Consider the following 16,965-nt stretch of genomic DNA (forward strand, 5'->3'; position numbering starts at 1 on the left):
CATGCCTTTAATCGAGCCATTCCTGTCTTCTTTTGCTGTCTGATTCACCATAAGCAAGCAATGCCTTTGTCGCCTTAAATTGCTGATGCTTTGTCGGCGCCGTATTTTTCCGCTGCTTTTCAAACCACTCTTCTGCCTTCTTCTTATCGATAACCTCCATCCCATATGGAACTTCAGGTAAATCAATATAAGAGGTTCGGCTGATGAGGATTTTTTTCACAGGAAGGTCTACACCACTTTGCTGTAAGATCTTTGACACGACGGTGCCAGATCGCAAAAGGCTTGCACAAGGATTCAAGACGGACTGAACAGCTTTCCCAGTCGCCCGTTTTTCCCAAAAACGTTCCTTCGTTCCGATATAGACGCTGTCTGGCTCAGCCTCTAAGAAAGATAAACAGATCACTTCGAGCGGCGTGATGAGTATCGGACATAATTCCATCTCAGCTTTTTGAATGAGCAGCACCGGCTTGTACATCACAAAATAAGAATCCGGAAGCTGCCTTGCAAGCATCCGCAGCTTTTCATCATACCGAATATGATGGGAAACGGTTGAAATATGGGAAATCGTCGAACTCGCCCATTTTAATTGCACTTCAAAGAGATGATCCTTAAAAAAGTGAATCAGCTTCGTTTCATCGGTAGGAACGTTTCTGAAAACCCCTTGCTCTATATCTGTCGGCTCGTTAAAAAGACTCAGGTCCCGTTCCTTTTTCATATCGGCTTCTTTTTGCTTTCTCTTTAAGGAGAATTTCTTTCTCTTTTCTTCCTCTTGTTCTGGCGCTTGTTGAGGAATTTGATCAAACGGTTGCTGCGCCTCCTCTTTTGAAGCCTTTTTTAACTCGTCCCATCTTTGTTTTTTCAACCGATTGAATTGATTGATGTAGTGATGCGGGTCTTGTTCATATCGTGATATATAATCTTGAATTTTGATAATTTGCGCCATCTGCTGCTCACTCCAACTTCTAGAATCATTTATGTAGTGTAAATTGTTTGATTGCGTGATAACGAGGGGTTTCCTTCGGACGTATTTCAAATAAAGTGATACGAGAAACCTCCATCACATATGACTCTTTGCGTAAAGGTGCTTGCTTTTCATAAGGGCCATCCGCATTCCATTTGCGCGCAATCGTCATATGCGGATGAAACGGTCTCTTTTCAACAGGGTGTCCTGCTGACAAGACGGCTTCCTTTACCTTTTCTCTTAAGTGCATGAGCGGCTCACTTTCATGAGGCTTTGCAAAAAAGACTCTTGGGCGTTCCTTCGCACCAAACTGCCCTACCTCATTCAGCTCTAGTGGAAATGCAGACGCTTCATTTGAAAGGATGTCAAGCAGCTGGATGATCTTTTTTAAACGCTCTTCTGGAATGGCGCCTAAAAAGATAAGGGTCACATGATAATCATGTGGTGCTGTCCATTTTTGAAAGAACAGTCCGCTCCTTTGATCAATGTCTTGTTTGATTTGATGCGCAAGTTGTTCAGGGATGTGAATCCCTATAAAATAATGACGGCTTTCTGACACAATATCACCTGTCCTTTTTTAACAAACTTTACGAATCCCCATTGATGATAGTATAACTAAAGAAATGCGGAATGAGAAGAAAGGGTGTCATCTGATGAAAGTTGCACAAAATATAGCTGAGCTGATTGGCGATACACCGCTTGTCAAATTACAGCGGCTCCAGCCAGAAAATGCGGCGGCTGTTTACTTAAAGCTGGAATCATTTAATCCGAGCGGAAGTGTAAAAGACCGCGCGGCTTACAATATGATCATTGAAGCAGAAAAACAAGGGAAGCTCACAAAAGGAGCAACCATTATTGAGCCTACGAGCGGGAATACAGGGATTGGTTTAGCCATGAATGCCGCCGCAAGAGGCTACAAAGCCATCCTTGTCATGCCTGATACGATGACAAAGGAAAGAATCAATATTTTGAAGGCATACGGGGCGCAGGTCGTCTTAACCCCAGGAGAAGAAAAAATGCCAGGCTGCATCCGCAAGGCTGAGGAACTGGCTGCTCAAATTCCTCACAGCTTTATTCCCATGCAATTTGACAACAGAGCGAACCCAGATGCACATAGAGGCACAACAGCAGTCGAAATTATGGAAGCTGTGAAACAACTTGGACAGCCACTTGGAGCCTTTGTCGCAACAGCTGGAACTGGCGGTACTATTACAGGAACTGGAGAGGAATTAAAAAAGGTATTCCCTCATTTAACCATCCGTGTGGCAGAGCCTAAGGGTTCCCCTGTCTTATCTGGCGGGAAACCTGGGAAGCATAAACTCGTTGGCACAAGCCCAGGATTTATCCCCCATATTTTAAACGAGCACGTCTATGATGACATCGTTCAGGTAAGTGACGAAGATGCTTATCACATCACACGGCAGCTCGCTCAGCTTGAAGGAATTTTAGTAGGCCCATCCTCTGGGGCGGCTTGCTATGCAGCCATTGAAACAGCCAAGCAATTGCCGGCAGATCAAATTGTGATCTGTATGACAGCAGATACGGGCGAACGATACTTATCAAGTGATGTTTTTCAAGATTAAAAAGGAACAGAGCGATGAATCCCTGTTCCTTTTTCTTCGTTTCATGGTTAAGATGCTTTGACAGATTTCACTTCAGCCTGTTCCCCTCTGATAAGTAAAGCCTGTTCATCAGTAAGCGGACATAAATCAAGCGTCTGCTGATGCTTCTCTGTGATTTGCTGCGCAGCCTCGCCTAAATAGGTATTGTGCATATGCGGTACTGGATAGCGGCTTATTTCATTGAAAGCTTGATATGATGAAAGCTCCGGTGCCTTCTTTTGATCATCCATCAGAGAGATATATTCAATGCTTGGCGCCATGATAATACTCCCAGCAGACTCTCCGATGTACAGCTTGCCGTTGTTGATTTCTTCTTTCAACACGTCATCGAGACGATGCTTTCTTAATTCCTGCAATAAATAAAACGTGTTGCCTCCTGACACGTAGATCACATCATTTTGTTTGATCATCTGCGAGATCTCTTCAGCATACTGTTCATCTATCTGCACAGTCTCAAGCTGCATCCCTAATTGCTGAAAGGCTTCCTTCGCTGCCTCTACATAGTGCGTGACTTCTTCTACAGCACTTGCCGTTGGAAAGAAAGTCACGTGCTTTCCTTTTAATGATTCCCCCGCAAAGTCAGATAAGAGAGAATAGCTGTCTTTGAATGAAGAGCATAAGAACATTTTTTTCACTATGAATCCCCTCTTCTCTTTTCCATTTCTATTTTGCTAATTCATACATGGCTTGTGCGTAAAGAGCAGCTGCTCTCAGTAAGTCATCAATTTCAATATATTCATCCTTTTGATGGGCGCAGTCTGGCCTGCCAGGAAATAAAGGTCCAAAGGCAACGCCTGCTTCTAAAGATCTTGCATACGTTCCTCCCCCAATGGCAATAAGGGTTGCAGGATCTCCCGTTTGTTCCTCATATACCCGCTGCAAGGTTTTCACAAGCGGATGATCTTTTGAGACGTGATGCGGAGGGCTGTCTTCGAATTTTAGAACGGACGCCCCTTTTATGCTTTCAATTCCTTTTTTGACGTCCTTGCCGTCTGCTGTTACTGGATAGCGGACATTTAACCCTAGCTTTGCTTCCTCATTCTGTTTAAAGCGGATTGTCCCAACATTCAACGTCAAATCTCCACTAATCTCATCTTTGCAAGCAATTCCCAGCTTTTGTCCTCTTGTATCTTGATCAAATAAAGCGTTGATTTGGGAAGTAAAGGCAAGTCCCTGCTCATCTAATTCGTGTCCGCATAAGAAATTCGCCATATGAATGCCCGCATTTGTCCCATGCGCCGGCTCCATGGCATGAACGGATACCCCTTTTAATGTAAAATGCAGTCCATCCGCCGTGTTCTTTACCTCACCAGATAATTGGTGATCAGCAAGATAGGCTTCGAAGGCTGTTTTTAATGATTCAGCATCGTGTTCCTGTGCAGCAGTTACAGTAGCAGCTGCCTCATCCGGTACCATATTGAGCCTCATACCCGATGTAAATTGCTTCAGCGTATAGCGCTGATGATTCGCTGTTTGTTGATATGTAAATGACACAACCGCATCAATGATCCCTTTTTCCGCATGAATAATCGGAAAATCGGCATCTGGTGCAAATCCAATTTGCGGCATTGGCTCATGCTTGAAATAATGATCCACACAGCGCCAATCACTTTCTTCATCTGTTCCAATGATCATTCGGATTTTTTTCGACAGCTGCAGACCAGAATCTTTTAAGATCTTCAGCGCATAAAATGCCGCCATGGTTGGGCCTTTGTCATCAATAGCCCCGCGTGCAAAGATTTTATTTTCTCTGATGTCAGCTGAAAATGGCGGGGTTGTCCAGCCGTCACCAGCAGGCACCACGTCCACATGGCAAAGCACACCTACAATGTCATCGCCTTCCCCATATTCAATATGACCCGCATAGCCGTCGACATTCTTGACTGTGAAGCCTTCGTCTTCTCCTTTTTTCAGCATATACTGCAGGGCATCATCGACTTTTTCACCAAATGGTTTTCCTTCTTTGCCGCCTTCTTCATCAAGGACACTTTCAATTTGTAAAAAAGATTGTGTGTCCTTGATCAAATCGTCTTTTTTTCGTATTACTTCAGCTTCCCAATTCATTTTTCCATTCCTCCTTGAAAAAAGGTTGCAATCCACCCTTAAAACGAATATTATATTAATTGTTTTGTAATAATGTTCGTAAATGGAGGATTTTATGTTTCAGTTAAAAGAAAATCAAACCAACATAAAGAAAGAAATAATCGCTGGTATGACGACATTCTTTACTATGGTCTATATTGTTGCCGTCAACCCGGGAATTCTTTCAAAAGCAGGTATTCCTTTTGACCAAGTCTTTACTGCAACAATCATCGCTGCTGTTGTCGGTACGCTCTGGATGGCACTATTTGCAAACTATCCGATTGCCATTGCACCAGGCATGGGGCTGAATGTCTATTTCACCTTTACCGTTGTCGGCGGTGGCGGCATCAGCTATCAAACAGCGTTTAGTGCGGTATTTGTTGCTGGTATACTCTTTATTATTTTATCGTTAACATCCCTTAGAAAACAACTGATTCAAGCCATTCCAGACAATTTAAAGTACGGCATTACAGCAGGAATTGGGCTTTTCATTGCATTCATCGGCCTCCGTCAGTCTGGGATCATCGCTGCTGATCCAGAAAACCTTGTGAAGCTTGGCAATTTAAGCTCGCCTGTTGTCATTTTAACGCTTGTCGGCTTAATGATTTCGGTTATTTTAATGGTTCTGCAAATAAATGGTGCACTGTTTATCGGTATGTTAGCGACCACATTGATTGCGCTCGCAACTGGCCAGCTTCATTTCCCTAAAACACTGATGGACATCCCTGCACTGCCTGAAGGCATGCTGATTACAAATCCGATCTCTGCCTTTGGTGACGTGTTCTCTCATCATTTGTATGCCGTCGTCTTCTCCTTCTTACTGGTGACGATTTTTGATACAACAGGCACGATGATCGGCGTTGCAGAACAAGCCGGATTAATGAAAAATGGCCAGCTGCCAAAAGTGCGCAGAGCCCTGCTCGCTGACTCGGCTGCAACGACGGTTGGTTCTATGTTTGGAACAAGCCCAACCACTGCTTATATTGAATCATCATCAGGAGTTGCTGCTGGCGGAAGAACTGGGCTGACGTCTCTAACGGTCGCTGCACTGTTTATTGTGGCATTATTTTTTGGCCCGCTCGTTCAAGCGATTTCTTCTTTACCATCCATCACATCACCTGTTTTAATCATTGTTGGCTGTTTGATGATGAACTCAGTGTCACGCATTCGCTGGAACGAACTAGACGAAGCATTCCCTGCTTTTCTTGTCATTCTTTCGATGCCGCTGACTTCTAGTATTTCTACAGGGATTTCACTTGGATTTATTTCATATCCGCTTGTGAAATTGGCTAAAGGGAAATGGAGAGAAGTACATGTGCTTGTTCTCATCTTTGCGGTCTTATTTTTCATTCAGCTCTTTTTCTTAGAAGGATAACAGAAACAAAAAAGGCACATCCTCACATGGAATGTGTCTTTTTGCTTTTCACTGAATTTTTTATTTTGTAAATTTTCTGTGTTTATTTTTTGGACATTTGAAAATGTCAGCTCCAATCGCATCCCTTATCATTATTGGGTTGTAACCGGATTCAAATCATGATATATACCATATTTCATTTCATGAAGACAAGTTTAAAAACACGTAAAGTTGACTTTTTGGTGGAACTAGATGCATAATAACGTGTATAATAGAATAAAACATTAACAAACACGAACATTTACCATTGTTGCATGTCCTTATTTCGCAGTTTTAGTGTAGTAAGTTGTGGTTAGTCAAGTCCATCCGATCTTATTGATAGGGAGTGGTTTTTTGAAACCTTCAACAAACCGTATGATGACTCGAATCAAATCAGTCTATATGTTCATTCAAGAGAAAGGTCTTGTGACGACACAAGAGCTGGTTGATGAATTCGGGATCACACCTAGAACCATTCAAAGAGACTTAAACGTGCTTGCCTATAACGATCTTGTTCATAGTCCAAGCAGAGGCAAATGGGAAACAACGAGAAAAAAAGTAAAAATATCATCTTAAGCGTATAATGAATTGTCCATATAACAAAAAGAACCGGCGATATGCCGGTTCTTTTCTTTTGTTCTTATGTTATTCGCGATTCATTAAGCTGTCTAATTCTTCATCCGTCAATTCACGGTACTCTCCAGGTGCTAGATCTTCATCTAAAGAGACAGCCCCCATCGAGAGCCTTTTTAAAAAGATCACTTCATTTCCCACCGCTTGCGCCATCAGCTTCACTTGATGGTACTTCCCTTCAGTAATCGTTAGACGGATGCGTGTATCTTCGTCTTCATTCGCATCTACTTCCACCTTCGCCGGCTTCGTGTGATAATCATCTAAGATGACAACGCCCTCTTCAAGACGCTTAATGTCTTGATCTCCTAAAGGATATTTCAAATGAACCTCATACGTTTTTGGCACATGCTTTTTTGGAGAAAGTAATTGATGAGCAAGCTGTCCATCATTTGTGAGGAGAAGGAGACCGACCGTATCCTTATCCAGTCTCCCCACAGGGAATGGCTCCCTTGCGATATCCTCCGGCTCAAGTAAATCGACAACCGTTTCATCCCGCAGATCTTCAGTTGCTGAGATCACCCCGTCTGGCTTGTTCATCATTAAGTAAATGAATTCTTTATATTCTACACGCTCTCCGTGTACGAGCACTTCATCATTTGATGGATCAACATGATCTTTCACCTGCTTTGCCACTTCTCCATTCACTGTGACCGCCCGGGCCTTGACAAGCTTTTTCACATCTTTTCTTGAACCAAAGCCGCTGTTAGCAAGTAATTTATCAAGCCTCATGAATATCTACCTCTTCTTAACTCTTTTTTCTTAAAAATTTCGGCATACGGCTGCCAAGTACACGCTCTAGTAATCCCACCTTATAAGACAAGAACATATACACACCGCCGCCAGTGATCATGGAAATCAAAATGACGATACCCGCTTGTACAATTCCGCCTTCATAAGAAATCACTTGGCTCACAAGTTGACTTGTCACATATGCCACGACAGCCATGATCGCCGTTAAAATACCAATGAGAATAAAACGTTTGAAAATTCTACGGAACGAATAGCCGGCATGGCGTTTAATCATGATAAACATATACAAGATGGACGCACTGTAGCCTAATGCTGTTGCAAGTACAGAACCATTTCCTTGCAGCCAGCTGATCAGCGGGATGTTCAGAACCGTTTTAATAATGATCCCTAACAAAAGACTGACGATGGCAAATTTTTGTTTGTTGATCCCTTGCAGAATCGCTGCATTAATGGTGAATAAAGAAAACAATAATGCAACAGGTGCATACCAGAACAAAATGGAGATCCCAATCTCAGGATGAACAGACGGATAGAAAAACCAATAAACCGGTCCAGCCAATGCAGAGATACCAAATGAAGCAGGCAGCACGAAAAATAAAATGACTTGCATCGTCTGATCAATTTGTCTATTGAGCAGCTTGTAATTACGTGCTGTAAATGATTCCGTTATCGTCGGAATCAAGGTTAAGCCAAACGCTGTTGCAAGTGACACAGGAATCATCACGAGCTTCGGTAAATATAACGTCACAATGGACAATACCGCTGTACTAATATCCTGATGTCCTGATGCAATCATGGCTCTGTTAATTGTGTTTGTATCGATATAAGAATAAATTGGAATCGCAAGTCCAACAAATACATACGGCGCTGCATAGCTAAACAGCTCTGTAAACATTTGCTTATAAGATAATTCAGAGTGAGCACCTGTATTCGGCTGCATAGCTAAGAGCCGATCCTTCCGCTTCAGCCAATATAAATAAAGCGTGAATAAACCGCCAAATGCACCGATCAGTGCGGCAAATGTTGCATATCCGACAGCAATGACAAGCCCGCCGTCAAGCACCTTTAAAATAATAAACGTCGCCGTTAATAGGAAGATGATTCTGACAAGCTGTTCAATCACTTGGGAAACAGCTGTCGGTCCCATCATGGAGTGTCCTTGGAAGAACCCACGTACAAGACTCATGATCGGTACAACCAAAAGACCTAAGCTGACCATTCGAATCACATATACTACTTGATCGACAGTCAAACCGCCTGTTTCATTTGATCCGCCAAGCTGAATTTTGGCAAAAATCGGTGCGGACAAATATAAAATAGAAAAGGCGATAATCCCGGTGACAAGCATGACCGACATACCCGCCCTAAACATTTTTCTTGTTGTCTCATAATCGCCGATCGCATTATATTTGGAAACAAATTTTGATACCGCTGTTGGAAAACCAAGCGTAGCAATACTTAAAAAGATCGTATATTGATTGTATCCATATTGGAATAACGCTCCACCAGTTGCTCCAACCATTGCGCTAAATGGAATTAAATAAATCATACCCAGAATACGAGAGAGATACGTCCCTATCGTTAAAACCAACGTACCACGAAGCAGTTTATTAGACATGCGCTTAACCACCATTTTTCTAATGAATATTCAACTTAACTATTTTACCACATCAATTCAACACACAGGTAACAAATCCAATACGGAAGTCACAAAACCAATCAATTCATATTTCAGCCTTCCCTAATCTTCGTTATAATAGAAAAATGACTGAAAGTAGAAAGAGGAATGTAACATGAAACATTATGATGTCATTGTCATTGGCGGCGGACCTTCTGGGCTGATGGCCGCGATTGCATCAGCAGAGCACGGTGCGACTGTTCTGTTAATTGACAAAGGAAACAAACTTGGCAGAAAGCTGGCCATTTCTGGCGGCGGACGCTGTAACGTCACCAATCGCCTTCCAGTAGAAGAAATCATCAAGCATATACCCGGAAACGGCCGTTTTCTATATAGTGCATTTTCTGAGTTCAACAACGAGGATATTATTTCGTTTTTTGAAAACCTTGGCATTGAACTAAAAGAAGAAGACCATGGACGTATGTTCCCTGTCTCAAACAAAGCACAATCTGTTGTGGATGCCCTTCTAGACAGGCTCCGAGCCCTCAATGTCACCATTCGAACGAACGAAAAAATTAAAACAGTTCTGTATCAAGACGGACAAGCAGCTGGAATTGTTACAAATAATGATGAAAAAATTTCAAGTAAGTCTGTCGTCATTGCTGTCGGCGGAAAAAGTGTGCCGCATACCGGCTCTACTGGTGACGGCTATGCATGGGCAGAAGCAGCCGGTCATACCATTACAGAGCTCTTCCCAACAGAGGTACCGGTCACATCCGATGAACGATTTATTAAAGAAAAAGTGCTTCAAGGTCTTTCTTTAAGAAGTGTGGCTGTCAGTGTTTTAAATAAAAAAGGGAAACCCGTCGTCACACATGTCATGGATATGATCTTTACTCACTTTGGTTTATCCGGTCCAGCTGTTCTTAGATGCAGTGGATTTGTTGTGAAAGAATTGAAAAAGCAGCCGGCAGTCCGCCTGCAAATTGACTTATATCCGAAGCTGAATGACGAAGAGCTGTTCCAAAAGCTTCATCGCGACCTAAAAGATGAACCAAAGAAAGCCATTAAAAATGTCCTCAAGTCTTGGATGCAAGAACGCTATTTATTGTTTCTGTTAGAACGGAACGGGATTGATCCACAAGACACATTTTCTGGTCTAGCCAAGGATAAACTGCGTGCATTTGCCCATGATTGCAAACATTTTATTGTGCATGCAAATGGTACGCTATCCTTGGACAAAGCGTTTGTGACAGGAGGCGGCGTTTCTGTGAAGGAAATTGAACCGAAGAAAATGGCGTCTAAAAAAATGCCCGGTCTTTATTTCTGCGGAGAAATTTTAGACATCCATGGCTACACAGGCGGCTACAATATCACATCAGCACTTGTGACAGGCAGGCTTGCCGGCATGAATGCTGCACTAGAAGCAAAGGAGAGAGATCAATGATCAGACGTGCATTACCGATTGTTCTTGCGGTCGTTATCAGTTTGACAGCTGCTGTTTTCTTGAAGCTGTCCATTACCCCGTTAAAAGTCGCCATTGTTTTGGCGTTTACCATTTTCGCAGTATGTTTAAAAGAATATGTCTACCGTCTTCGTAAACGAATTGAGGAAAAATCGTCTTCCCATATCGATAGTTGATAAATGAAAGCAAAACATGTTACGGTAAAGTAGAGGTCGAGTGAGAAGCTCGCCTCTTTTTGTTTGAAATAAGTTGAGTTAGGGGATATTAAGCGAAGTCCTCTGCTTAAACGTGTAGAACAACAGGAGAGTGAGATGGTGTGAAAAACGTATCAAGTGTATTTTGGATTGTGATTGCGATCACATTTGTTGCCGTGATGTGGGGAGCGTTTTCTCCAGACACATTGCAAAATGTCACAGATCAAATTCAAACATACATTACAAATGACTTTGGCTGGTATTACTTGTTAGTGGTATCACTGCTTGTCGGCTTTTGTCTATTCTTTATCTTTAGCCCAATCGGTAAGATTACGCTAGGAAAACCCGGGGAAGAGCCTGAATTTGGTTTATTTTCTTGGTTTGCTATGCTATTTAGTGCCGGTATGGGAATTGGTCTTGTTTTTTACGGAGCAGCTGAACCGATCAGCCACTATGCTATTCAGTCACCAACAGGGGAGACTGAAACAGCTCAGGCCTTCCGCGATTCCCTTCGCTATACATTTTTCCACTGGGGGCTTCATGCATGGGCTATTTATGCCATTGTTGCACTTTGCATTGCTTACTTTAAATTTAGAAAAGATGCACCTGGCTTAATCAGTGCAACGCTGCAACCCGTTTTAGGAAATAAAATTCACGGATGGATCGGTAAAACCATCGATTGTATTGCGGTATTTGCAACTGTGGTTGGTGTTGCAACAAGCCTAGGATTAGGCGCGGCACAAATAAATGGTGGATTGAATTACCTTTTTCATATTCCAATTGCCTTTAGCACACAATTGATCATTATTATCATTGTGACAGTGCTTTTCCTTGCATCTGCTTTAAGCGGGATTGGAAAAGGCATTAAATACTTAAGTAATATCAATATGGTATTAGCAGCTGTTCTGATGTTTTTCTTACTTTTGGTAGGTCCAACTGTTTTTATCTTAAATTCTTTTACTGATTCGATTGGACAATACTTATCCAATATCGTTCAAATGAGCTTTCGTCTATCTCCCAATGATCCTGAAAAGAGAGAATGGATTAATGGATGGACGATCTTTTATTGGGCATGGTGGATTTCTTGGGCTCCATTTGTCGGGATCTTTATCGCTAGAGTGTCTCGCGGGCGGACAATTCGCGAATTTTTAGTGGGTGTCTTAGTCGCTCCTTCCATCCTAGTATTCCTATGGTTCTCGATTTTCGGTGTATCTGCAATGGACTTACAGCAAAAGAATATTGTCGATGTTGCAGGTCTTTCAACTGAAACGATGCTCTTCGGTGTACTGCATGAATATCCGCTGGCGATGATTACATCGATACTGGCACTTATTTTAATCGCCGTATTCTTTATTACATCGGCTGATTCAGCTACATTTGTGCTTGGAATGCAGACAACCTACGGATCATTGAACCCTTCTGGCAGTGTCAAAGTCAGCTGGGGCATTATCCAATCGGCTGTTGCTGCTGTGCTTTTATTTTCAGGGGGACTTGAAGCCCTGCAAAATACAGCCAAGCTCGCAGCCTTACCGTTCTCCGTTGTCATTATATTGATGATTGTCTCGCTGTATAAATCACTAAATGATGAACGAAGAATCATCAAACAAACCAATCAAGTCAATAAACCAAGAAGTCCAAGAGTAAAAAAAGCATAATCGCAAGCGAGAAAAAGCCGTTCCTTATCCGAACGGCTTTTTTCTATATATACAATTTAAGATTGTCGCGAGCTTGAGGATTCCTTTAAAATAGTGATGAATCATCACCTTCTACATAATGGAGGTTTATATGACGTTACCTACGTTCAAGTACAACCCAGATCCAGTTTCGTTAAACGTGATCAAAAAAGAGCATACAACATGTCCTGTTTGTGAGAAAGAAAGAGACGCCAGCTAACCAAAGAAAAAGGACCCTTCAAGCAGGTCCTTTTTTGAAGCCGTCTATTTTTTATATAAAATGAGTGCAGAAAAACAGTAGAGCTGTTCCCCTCCCTGCTCACAGATCACCGCTACATTGTACTTGATGTCAATGATTTGGTCGTCATCCATTCCTTTTAAAAAATGATTGATTTCACTCTGCAAATCTTTCTCATGCTCTTCATCAAATACAGCTACCTTTAGCACCTATGCCACTCTCCCTTCTCTCGCTACTCTATCTTTATGCAAATAGAAAGAGGCATATGAACAAAAAAACCTTTCATCGTTAAGATGAAAGGCCTTCTATTTACAGCTTCGGTTTTGTTTCTCCTGTCCAAGCAAGCATCCCGCCAACGACATTTGTCGCTTGGTAGCCTTGATCTTCTAGGTAATAGCAGACATTTTCACTACGTTTACCAGAGCGGCAAATAATATAATATTCCTGCGTTTGATCGAATGCATCCAGCTTCTCAGGGATATCGCCCATTCGAATGTGAATGGCTTCCGGGATCATCCCTTCTGCTACCTCTTCATCCTCACGTACATCGATAAGCTGAATGGCGTCTTCCTGCTCCAGCTTTTGTTTTAATTCTTCTATTGAAATTTCTTTCACTGACACGACTCTCATCTCTCCTTTTCATTACGGTGACACCATTATAGCAAATGATTCACTTCACTGCGTATTCACCCGCTTTGATTGAAGGAAAGACGGCAGCCGCTTCTTCACTTCGGCTGTCTCGTGCTCAATTTCAAACTCTACCTTTTTAAAAACTTGATAGGCCAGCCACATATGACCATAGGCGATTATGCTCACACTGAAAAACGGCACGATTCCCGGTAAATAAGCAAACAGAACAAACAGCACAGCCGAGAAAACAAGCATAGAGAGTGTATATTGCAAATATGAGATACCGAGCAGAAGAGAGAATTTCAGATAGAGACGTTTTTTCCAATCGTAATGCGCAAGCAGCGGAAAAATATAAAATAAGCTCACAATAAACAGAAAACCGAAAATATATATAGCAAAGCGAAGCACATGTAAGAGCCAGCTCGCCGGATAGATATAAGCAAGGTCGACATAAATAATCGTTCCAATGATGCATAGCACCACTCCAATGATGTTAGAGCGTATAAACTCCTCCCTGAATACCTTCCAAAAAGTGCGGAATACATTGACCTGCTCATGCCCTTGAATCCACTTTCTCATCACGGAAAATAACGCAGTGGTCGCAGGCATCAAGCCAAATACGCCAAGCCCCAGGATGGTGAATAAAAGCCATAACAAATTCGTATAGGCGAGCCTCATCACCCACTCACACATCCTCAGCATTCTGCTCATTGAACCATCATGATCCATCTCTTTCCCCTCCTCTCTTTCTCTTTACACCGTCTCTTTATGAAACAATTTATCGATTTCAATTGGGCGCTTTTCTGCGACAGAGCGCCACATGCCTTCCCCAAGAGCAATCGAATAAGCACCAGCCTCTGCTCCTGCTAAGATGTCATAGTGAATCAAGGGATCTTTTCCTATAAATAAATCAGCCAAAAGCAGAGGATCTCCTCCGCCATGTCCGCCTGGCTGCTTTACGACTTCAATCGTCTCCTTTGATCCAAACATCGGGTAATAAGAAATTGTTTGTTCTGGGAATTGAAAAGGAATTCTTGATGGCACATGAAACTCATTTGTTTCAATACGCCCCTTCGTCCCATTAATGGCCAGACGATAGCCTTCATATGGGGCTGAGAATTGAATCGAATAGCTGAGCAAAGCCCCTTGGTCATAAGCGACTGACGCCACATATGTATCCTCAATATCAATTTCCTGATCAAAAATGCAGGCATCAGGGCGATAGTTTGAGTACTGCTGCGTTTGCTCCTGACCGGATTCAATATGGTCGTCCTCCACCTTCGAGCGCTCAACCCGCGGATTCCACCTTGCTTCATAGTGACATATATCCTTCACATGACATGTTCCGCAAAATCTTTTTTCCTCCCCCTGCAAGGGATTCCAAGGGCTTTCGCTGCCGTAATAGTTCAGCGCCCCGTAAGCAAATACTTGCTTCGGCTTTTGATCAATCCACCAGTTGACCAAATCAAAATGATGCGTCGACTTATGAATGGACAGCCCGCCAGAAAATTGACGTGTGCGGTTCCACCTTTTGAAATAACTAGCACCATGGTACGTATCAATGAGCCAGCTCAGTTCAACAGATGTGACCCTCCCAATTTTCCCGTCTAAAATAAGTTCTTTTACTTTTCGATGGAAAGGATTGTAGCGATAATTAAAGGTGACCGTGACCTTCCCTTTACTTTCCGCCTCTTTTTCCACCACTTTTTTGGCGTCTTTTGCTGTTGTCACCATCGGCTTTTCAGTGATGACATCTAGATCATGGTCAAGTGCCTGCATGATATATGTGACATGTGTGTCATCCCTGCCTGCCACAATGACGATATCTGGCTTTGTTTCCTTGACCATCTGATCAAATGCATCTTCATGAAAAAACGAAACGCCCCGGAGTGATGGAAAACGCTCCTGACAAAGTGTATACCGCTGATGATCTATATCTAGGAGTCCTGTAATCCGATAATGCTCATTGAAATCCTCTGTGAGCGGTTTAATAAACATATTGAACGCACGATGGCTCAGCCCGCAAATCACGACCCGTTTCACATTCCCCACCCCATTTTCTATTGGTTTTCACGAAGCTGTTTCATAAGAGACAGCGCCTCTTCCGTCTTATCAGCATACATGGGAATGAAAGCGACCATATCCCGGTGTAATTGAAAGGTATAGCCGTTGAGTTTTTTCTTTCCTTTATTGATTTGAACCGCATAATCGACCGTTTTCCCTGTCTTTTTGTCATCGACCGTATATGGTCCTGCTGCTTGACCGCCTATTTCCATCTCTTCAAGCAGCTGAAAGCTTTCAGGATCATCATATGTTCTAAACATTTCTTCTGGAACAAGCATCACGTCCCCCTCTTTTGAGGTAATTTCAACAAGAAGCTTTTCAGGAATCGCCGGAAAGATGTGGACGCTATACGTCTCTTGTTCCGGCTGAAAAGCCTTCTCCACTAATTGATCCTTCATCCCCTTTGACATATCAGAAAAAATCAGGACATCGATCCCGTTTGTTTTCCCCTGACAAGCAGATAAACAAATGGCAGCGATGAAACTGATGAGCCATACGGCGGCTCTTTTTTGCCTCCTCATGCCTTTTGAAAAACAGACAGCTTTTCTAGCTCAGTTAACGCCATAATAAAAGCGCCTGCCCCGTGCAAGTCATTAGTGCTCCGCTCTCTTCCAACGTAGTAATCATAAAATCCCGCAGATGTTCCAATACAAATATCATTGATAGTAAAATCACCATTTTCTTTCTCAGCCGTCTTATGCTGAATCAAGCCTTGATATGCTCTGACCACATGATCAACATAACGGAGGCTCACATACCCTTCATTCATGGCCTTTGCCATGGCATACATGAATAAACACGATCCCGAGCTTTCAAGCCAATTGTCACTGTGATTTCCTTTATCAATGATTTGATGCCAGAGACCTGTCTTTTGATCCTGGTACTTTGCCACACTTTCCAACATGTCTGTCAGCGTTTCCTTCCACACCTTCCGCCTTTCATGATGCTCGGGCAAGTCCTCGATCATATCTGCTAATGCAAGGACATACCAGCCAAACGATCTTGCCCAAAACTCTGGGGAACAGCCGGTCTTTTGATCAGCCCATGGCATCGTTTTTCGTTCATCCCACGCGTGATAATACAGACCTGTTTGTTCATCTTTCGTATGCTTTCTCATGAGATGCTCTTGATGGATGACCATATCCACTAGTGACTCTTCACCTTTAAGCTGAGCATACTTTAAGGCAAAAGGACCGCCCATGTAGAGACCATCGAGCCACATTTGATAAGCATAATTGTCTTTATGCCAAAATCCGCCCTCAGACGTGCGGTTTAGCGTACGATATAGTCCGCGCAGCTTCTCCGCCGCCAGCACATACCGCTTCTCTCTCGTTCGTTCGTAAAGAGGGAATAAAATGAGTCCTGCTTGAATGGCATCAAGCTCATCCCTGCGAAATAACAGATTACCGTACTCATCAATGAGGGAGTCCGCATAGTTTTTCACATAATCGAAATACGCCTCGTTCCCTGTTGCCTCATATAGCTTCATGACGCCGCAAAGGAAAACGCCTTGATGATAATGCCATCTTCCAGCTGGCGGCAGCTCAATTGGTGTATACGCTTTCATAATGGTTTGTGCTAATTTCTCTGCATGCTCAAGCGGTGATCCCTTTTCAATCGATAAAGTCATTCTTCCTCATCT

The 16,965-nt window shown here is 42.8% G+C and carries 19 protein-coding genes; 7 read left to right on the plus strand and 12 right to left on the minus strand.

From position 1 onward, the window contains the following. Positions 1 to 7: 7 nt before the first annotated feature. Positions 8 to 943 (minus strand): hypothetical protein, encoded by a 936-nt coding sequence (locus tag NSQ34_RS13375; RefSeq protein ID WP_024424870.1) that lies wholly within the window; start codon positions 941 to 943, stop codon positions 8 to 10. A 25-nt stretch (positions 944 to 968) separates the two neighbouring features. After that, a complete protein-coding gene (gene thpR, locus NSQ34_RS13380) occupies positions 969 to 1,520 on the minus strand; it encodes an RNA 2',3'-cyclic phosphodiesterase (RefSeq protein ID WP_268456614.1) in 552 nt (183 codons plus the stop codon). A gap of 91 nt (positions 1,521 to 1,611) precedes the next feature. Here thpR and cysK point away from each other — a divergent pair, with 91 nt between their 5' ends. Further along, complete coding sequence (cysK, locus tag NSQ34_RS13385) at positions 1,612 to 2,544, plus strand: cysteine synthase A (RefSeq protein WP_268456639.1); 933 nt, start codon at positions 1,612 to 1,614, stop codon at positions 2,542 to 2,544. A gap of 47 nt (positions 2,545 to 2,591) precedes the next feature. Here cysK and NSQ34_RS13390 read toward each other — a convergent pair whose 3' ends face one another. Together NSQ34_RS13390 and pepV are read right to left on the minus strand one after the other, a co-directional pair. Then, a complete protein-coding gene (locus tag NSQ34_RS13390; RefSeq protein WP_268417632.1) occupies positions 2,592 to 3,218 on the minus strand; it encodes a Type 1 glutamine amidotransferase-like domain-containing protein in 627 nt (208 codons plus the stop codon). Between the two features lie 28 nt (positions 3,219 to 3,246). Then, a complete protein-coding gene (gene pepV / locus NSQ34_RS13395) occupies positions 3,247 to 4,647 on the minus strand; it encodes a dipeptidase PepV (RefSeq protein WP_268417628.1) in 1,401 nt (466 codons plus the stop codon). A 94-nt stretch (positions 4,648 to 4,741) separates the two neighbouring features. Here pepV and NSQ34_RS13400 point away from each other — a divergent pair, with 94 nt between their 5' ends. Together NSQ34_RS13400 and NSQ34_RS13405 are read left to right on the plus strand one after the other, a co-directional pair. Continuing rightward, positions 4,742 to 6,040 (plus strand): NCS2 family permease, encoded by a 1,299-nt coding sequence (locus NSQ34_RS13400; protein ID WP_034279487.1) that lies wholly within the window; start codon positions 4,742 to 4,744, stop codon positions 6,038 to 6,040. 372 nt (positions 6,041 to 6,412) lie between these two features. Further along, complete coding sequence (locus NSQ34_RS13405) at positions 6,413 to 6,634, plus strand: DeoR family transcriptional regulator (RefSeq protein ID WP_008356419.1); 222 nt, start codon at positions 6,413 to 6,415, stop codon at positions 6,632 to 6,634. Between the two features lie 69 nt (positions 6,635 to 6,703). On the opposite strand, the gene NSQ34_RS13410 is transcribed toward NSQ34_RS13405, so the two are convergent. Together NSQ34_RS13410 and NSQ34_RS13415 are read right to left on the minus strand one after the other, a co-directional pair. Beyond that, positions 6,704 to 7,420, minus strand: coding sequence for a pseudouridine synthase (locus NSQ34_RS13410; RefSeq protein WP_046312109.1), 717 nt, complete (start codon positions 7,418 to 7,420; stop codon positions 6,704 to 6,706). A 16-nt stretch (positions 7,421 to 7,436) separates the two neighbouring features. After that, entirely contained in the window at positions 7,437 to 9,059 is a 1,623-nt protein-coding gene (locus tag NSQ34_RS13415) for a polysaccharide biosynthesis protein (protein WP_070326313.1), read from the minus strand. 175 nt (positions 9,060 to 9,234) lie between these two features. On the opposite strand from NSQ34_RS13415, the gene NSQ34_RS13420 reads away from it, so the two are divergent. From NSQ34_RS13420 to NSQ34_RS13435, 4 genes are all read left to right on the plus strand, one after another. Beyond that, on the plus strand, positions 9,235 to 10,506 hold the full coding sequence (locus tag NSQ34_RS13420; protein ID WP_111926275.1) for an NAD(P)/FAD-dependent oxidoreductase: 1,272 nt from the start codon (positions 9,235 to 9,237) through the stop codon (positions 10,504 to 10,506). Then, complete coding sequence (locus NSQ34_RS13425) at positions 10,503 to 10,700, plus strand: hypothetical protein (RefSeq protein WP_024424878.1); 198 nt, start codon at positions 10,503 to 10,505, stop codon at positions 10,698 to 10,700. The genes NSQ34_RS13420 and NSQ34_RS13425 overlap by 4 nt, the downstream gene beginning before the upstream one ends. 140 nt (positions 10,701 to 10,840) lie before the next feature. Then, positions 10,841 to 12,373: a BCCT family transporter gene (locus NSQ34_RS13430; RefSeq protein WP_046312112.1), complete on the plus strand. Its 1,533-nt coding sequence runs from the start codon at positions 10,841 to 10,843 to the stop codon at positions 12,371 to 12,373. 130 nt (positions 12,374 to 12,503) lie between these two features. Continuing rightward, positions 12,504 to 12,611, plus strand: a complete 108-nt coding sequence (locus NSQ34_RS13435) for a CbrC family protein (RefSeq protein ID WP_242025934.1) — start codon at positions 12,504 to 12,506, stop codon at positions 12,609 to 12,611. Between the two features lie 44 nt (positions 12,612 to 12,655). Here the strand turns inward: NSQ34_RS13435 and NSQ34_RS13440 are convergent, their stop codons facing one another. From NSQ34_RS13440 to NSQ34_RS13465, 6 genes are all read right to left on the minus strand, one after another. Next, positions 12,656 to 12,838 (minus strand): sporulation protein Cse60, encoded by a 183-nt coding sequence (locus NSQ34_RS13440; RefSeq protein ID WP_024424881.1) that lies wholly within the window; start codon positions 12,836 to 12,838, stop codon positions 12,656 to 12,658. A 100-nt stretch (positions 12,839 to 12,938) separates the two neighbouring features. Then, positions 12,939 to 13,250, minus strand: a complete 312-nt coding sequence (locus tag NSQ34_RS13445) for a rhodanese-like domain-containing protein (protein ID WP_065214504.1) — start codon at positions 13,248 to 13,250, stop codon at positions 12,939 to 12,941. 54 nt (positions 13,251 to 13,304) lie between these two features. After that, positions 13,305 to 13,988 carry a YesL family protein gene (locus NSQ34_RS13450; protein WP_111926273.1) on the minus strand — a complete coding sequence of 228 codons (684 nt, stop codon included), beginning with the start codon at positions 13,986 to 13,988 and terminating at the stop codon, positions 13,305 to 13,307. A 24-nt stretch (positions 13,989 to 14,012) separates the two neighbouring features. Beyond that, positions 14,013 to 15,302, minus strand: coding sequence for a Gfo/Idh/MocA family oxidoreductase (locus NSQ34_RS13455; RefSeq protein ID WP_111926271.1), 1,290 nt, complete (start codon positions 15,300 to 15,302; stop codon positions 14,013 to 14,015). Between the two features lie 17 nt (positions 15,303 to 15,319). Then, positions 15,320 to 15,844, minus strand: a complete 525-nt coding sequence (locus tag NSQ34_RS13460) for a lipoprotein YteS (RefSeq protein ID WP_098677217.1) — start codon at positions 15,842 to 15,844, stop codon at positions 15,320 to 15,322. Next, a complete protein-coding gene (locus tag NSQ34_RS13465; protein WP_041107328.1) occupies positions 15,841 to 16,953 on the minus strand; it encodes a glycoside hydrolase family 105 protein in 1,113 nt (370 codons plus the stop codon). Before NSQ34_RS13465 ends, NSQ34_RS13460 begins: the two co-directional genes overlap by 4 nt. Between the last annotated feature and the right edge of the window lie 12 nt (positions 16,954 to 16,965).

Origin of the sequence: Bacillus sp. FSL P2-0069 (assembly GCF_038593315.1) — a bacterium.
In the GTDB taxonomy this organism is placed as follows: Bacteria; Bacillota; Bacilli; order Bacillales; family Bacillaceae; genus Bacillus; species Bacillus safensis.

Bases quoted from the DNA above. Each gene is read 5' to 3' on its own strand.
- NSQ34_RS13415 (WP_070326313.1), bottom strand. From the start codon at position 9,059: ATGTCTAATAAACTGCTTCGTGGTACGTTGGTTTTAACGATAGGGACG.
- NSQ34_RS13450 (WP_111926273.1), bottom strand. From the start codon at position 13,988: ATGGATCATGATGGTTCAATGAGCAGAATGCTGAGGATGTGTGAGTGG.
- NSQ34_RS13465 (WP_041107328.1), bottom strand. From the start codon at position 16,953: ATGACTTTATCGATTGAAAAGGGATCACCGCTTGAGCATGCAGAGAAA.
- pepV (WP_268417628.1), bottom strand. From the start codon at position 4,647: ATGAATTGGGAAGCTGAAGTAATACGAAAAAAAGACGATTTGATCAAG.
- NSQ34_RS13420 (WP_111926275.1), top strand. From the start codon at position 9,235: ATGAAACATTATGATGTCATTGTCATTGGCGGCGGACCTTCTGGGCTG.
- NSQ34_RS13410 (WP_046312109.1), bottom strand. From the start codon at position 7,420: ATGAGGCTTGATAAATTACTTGCTAACAGCGGCTTTGGTTCAAGAAAA.
- NSQ34_RS13425 (WP_024424878.1), top strand. From the start codon at position 10,503: ATGATCAGACGTGCATTACCGATTGTTCTTGCGGTCGTTATCAGTTTG.
- NSQ34_RS13435 (WP_242025934.1), top strand. From the start codon at position 12,504: ATGACGTTACCTACGTTCAAGTACAACCCAGATCCAGTTTCGTTAAAC.
- NSQ34_RS13400 (WP_034279487.1), top strand. From the start codon at position 4,742: ATGTTTCAGTTAAAAGAAAATCAAACCAACATAAAGAAAGAAATAATC.
- NSQ34_RS13460 (WP_098677217.1), bottom strand. From the start codon at position 15,844: ATGAGGAGGCAAAAAAGAGCCGCCGTATGGCTCATCAGTTTCATCGCT.
- NSQ34_RS13375 (WP_024424870.1), bottom strand. From the start codon at position 943: ATGGCGCAAATTATCAAAATTCAAGATTATATATCACGATATGAACAA.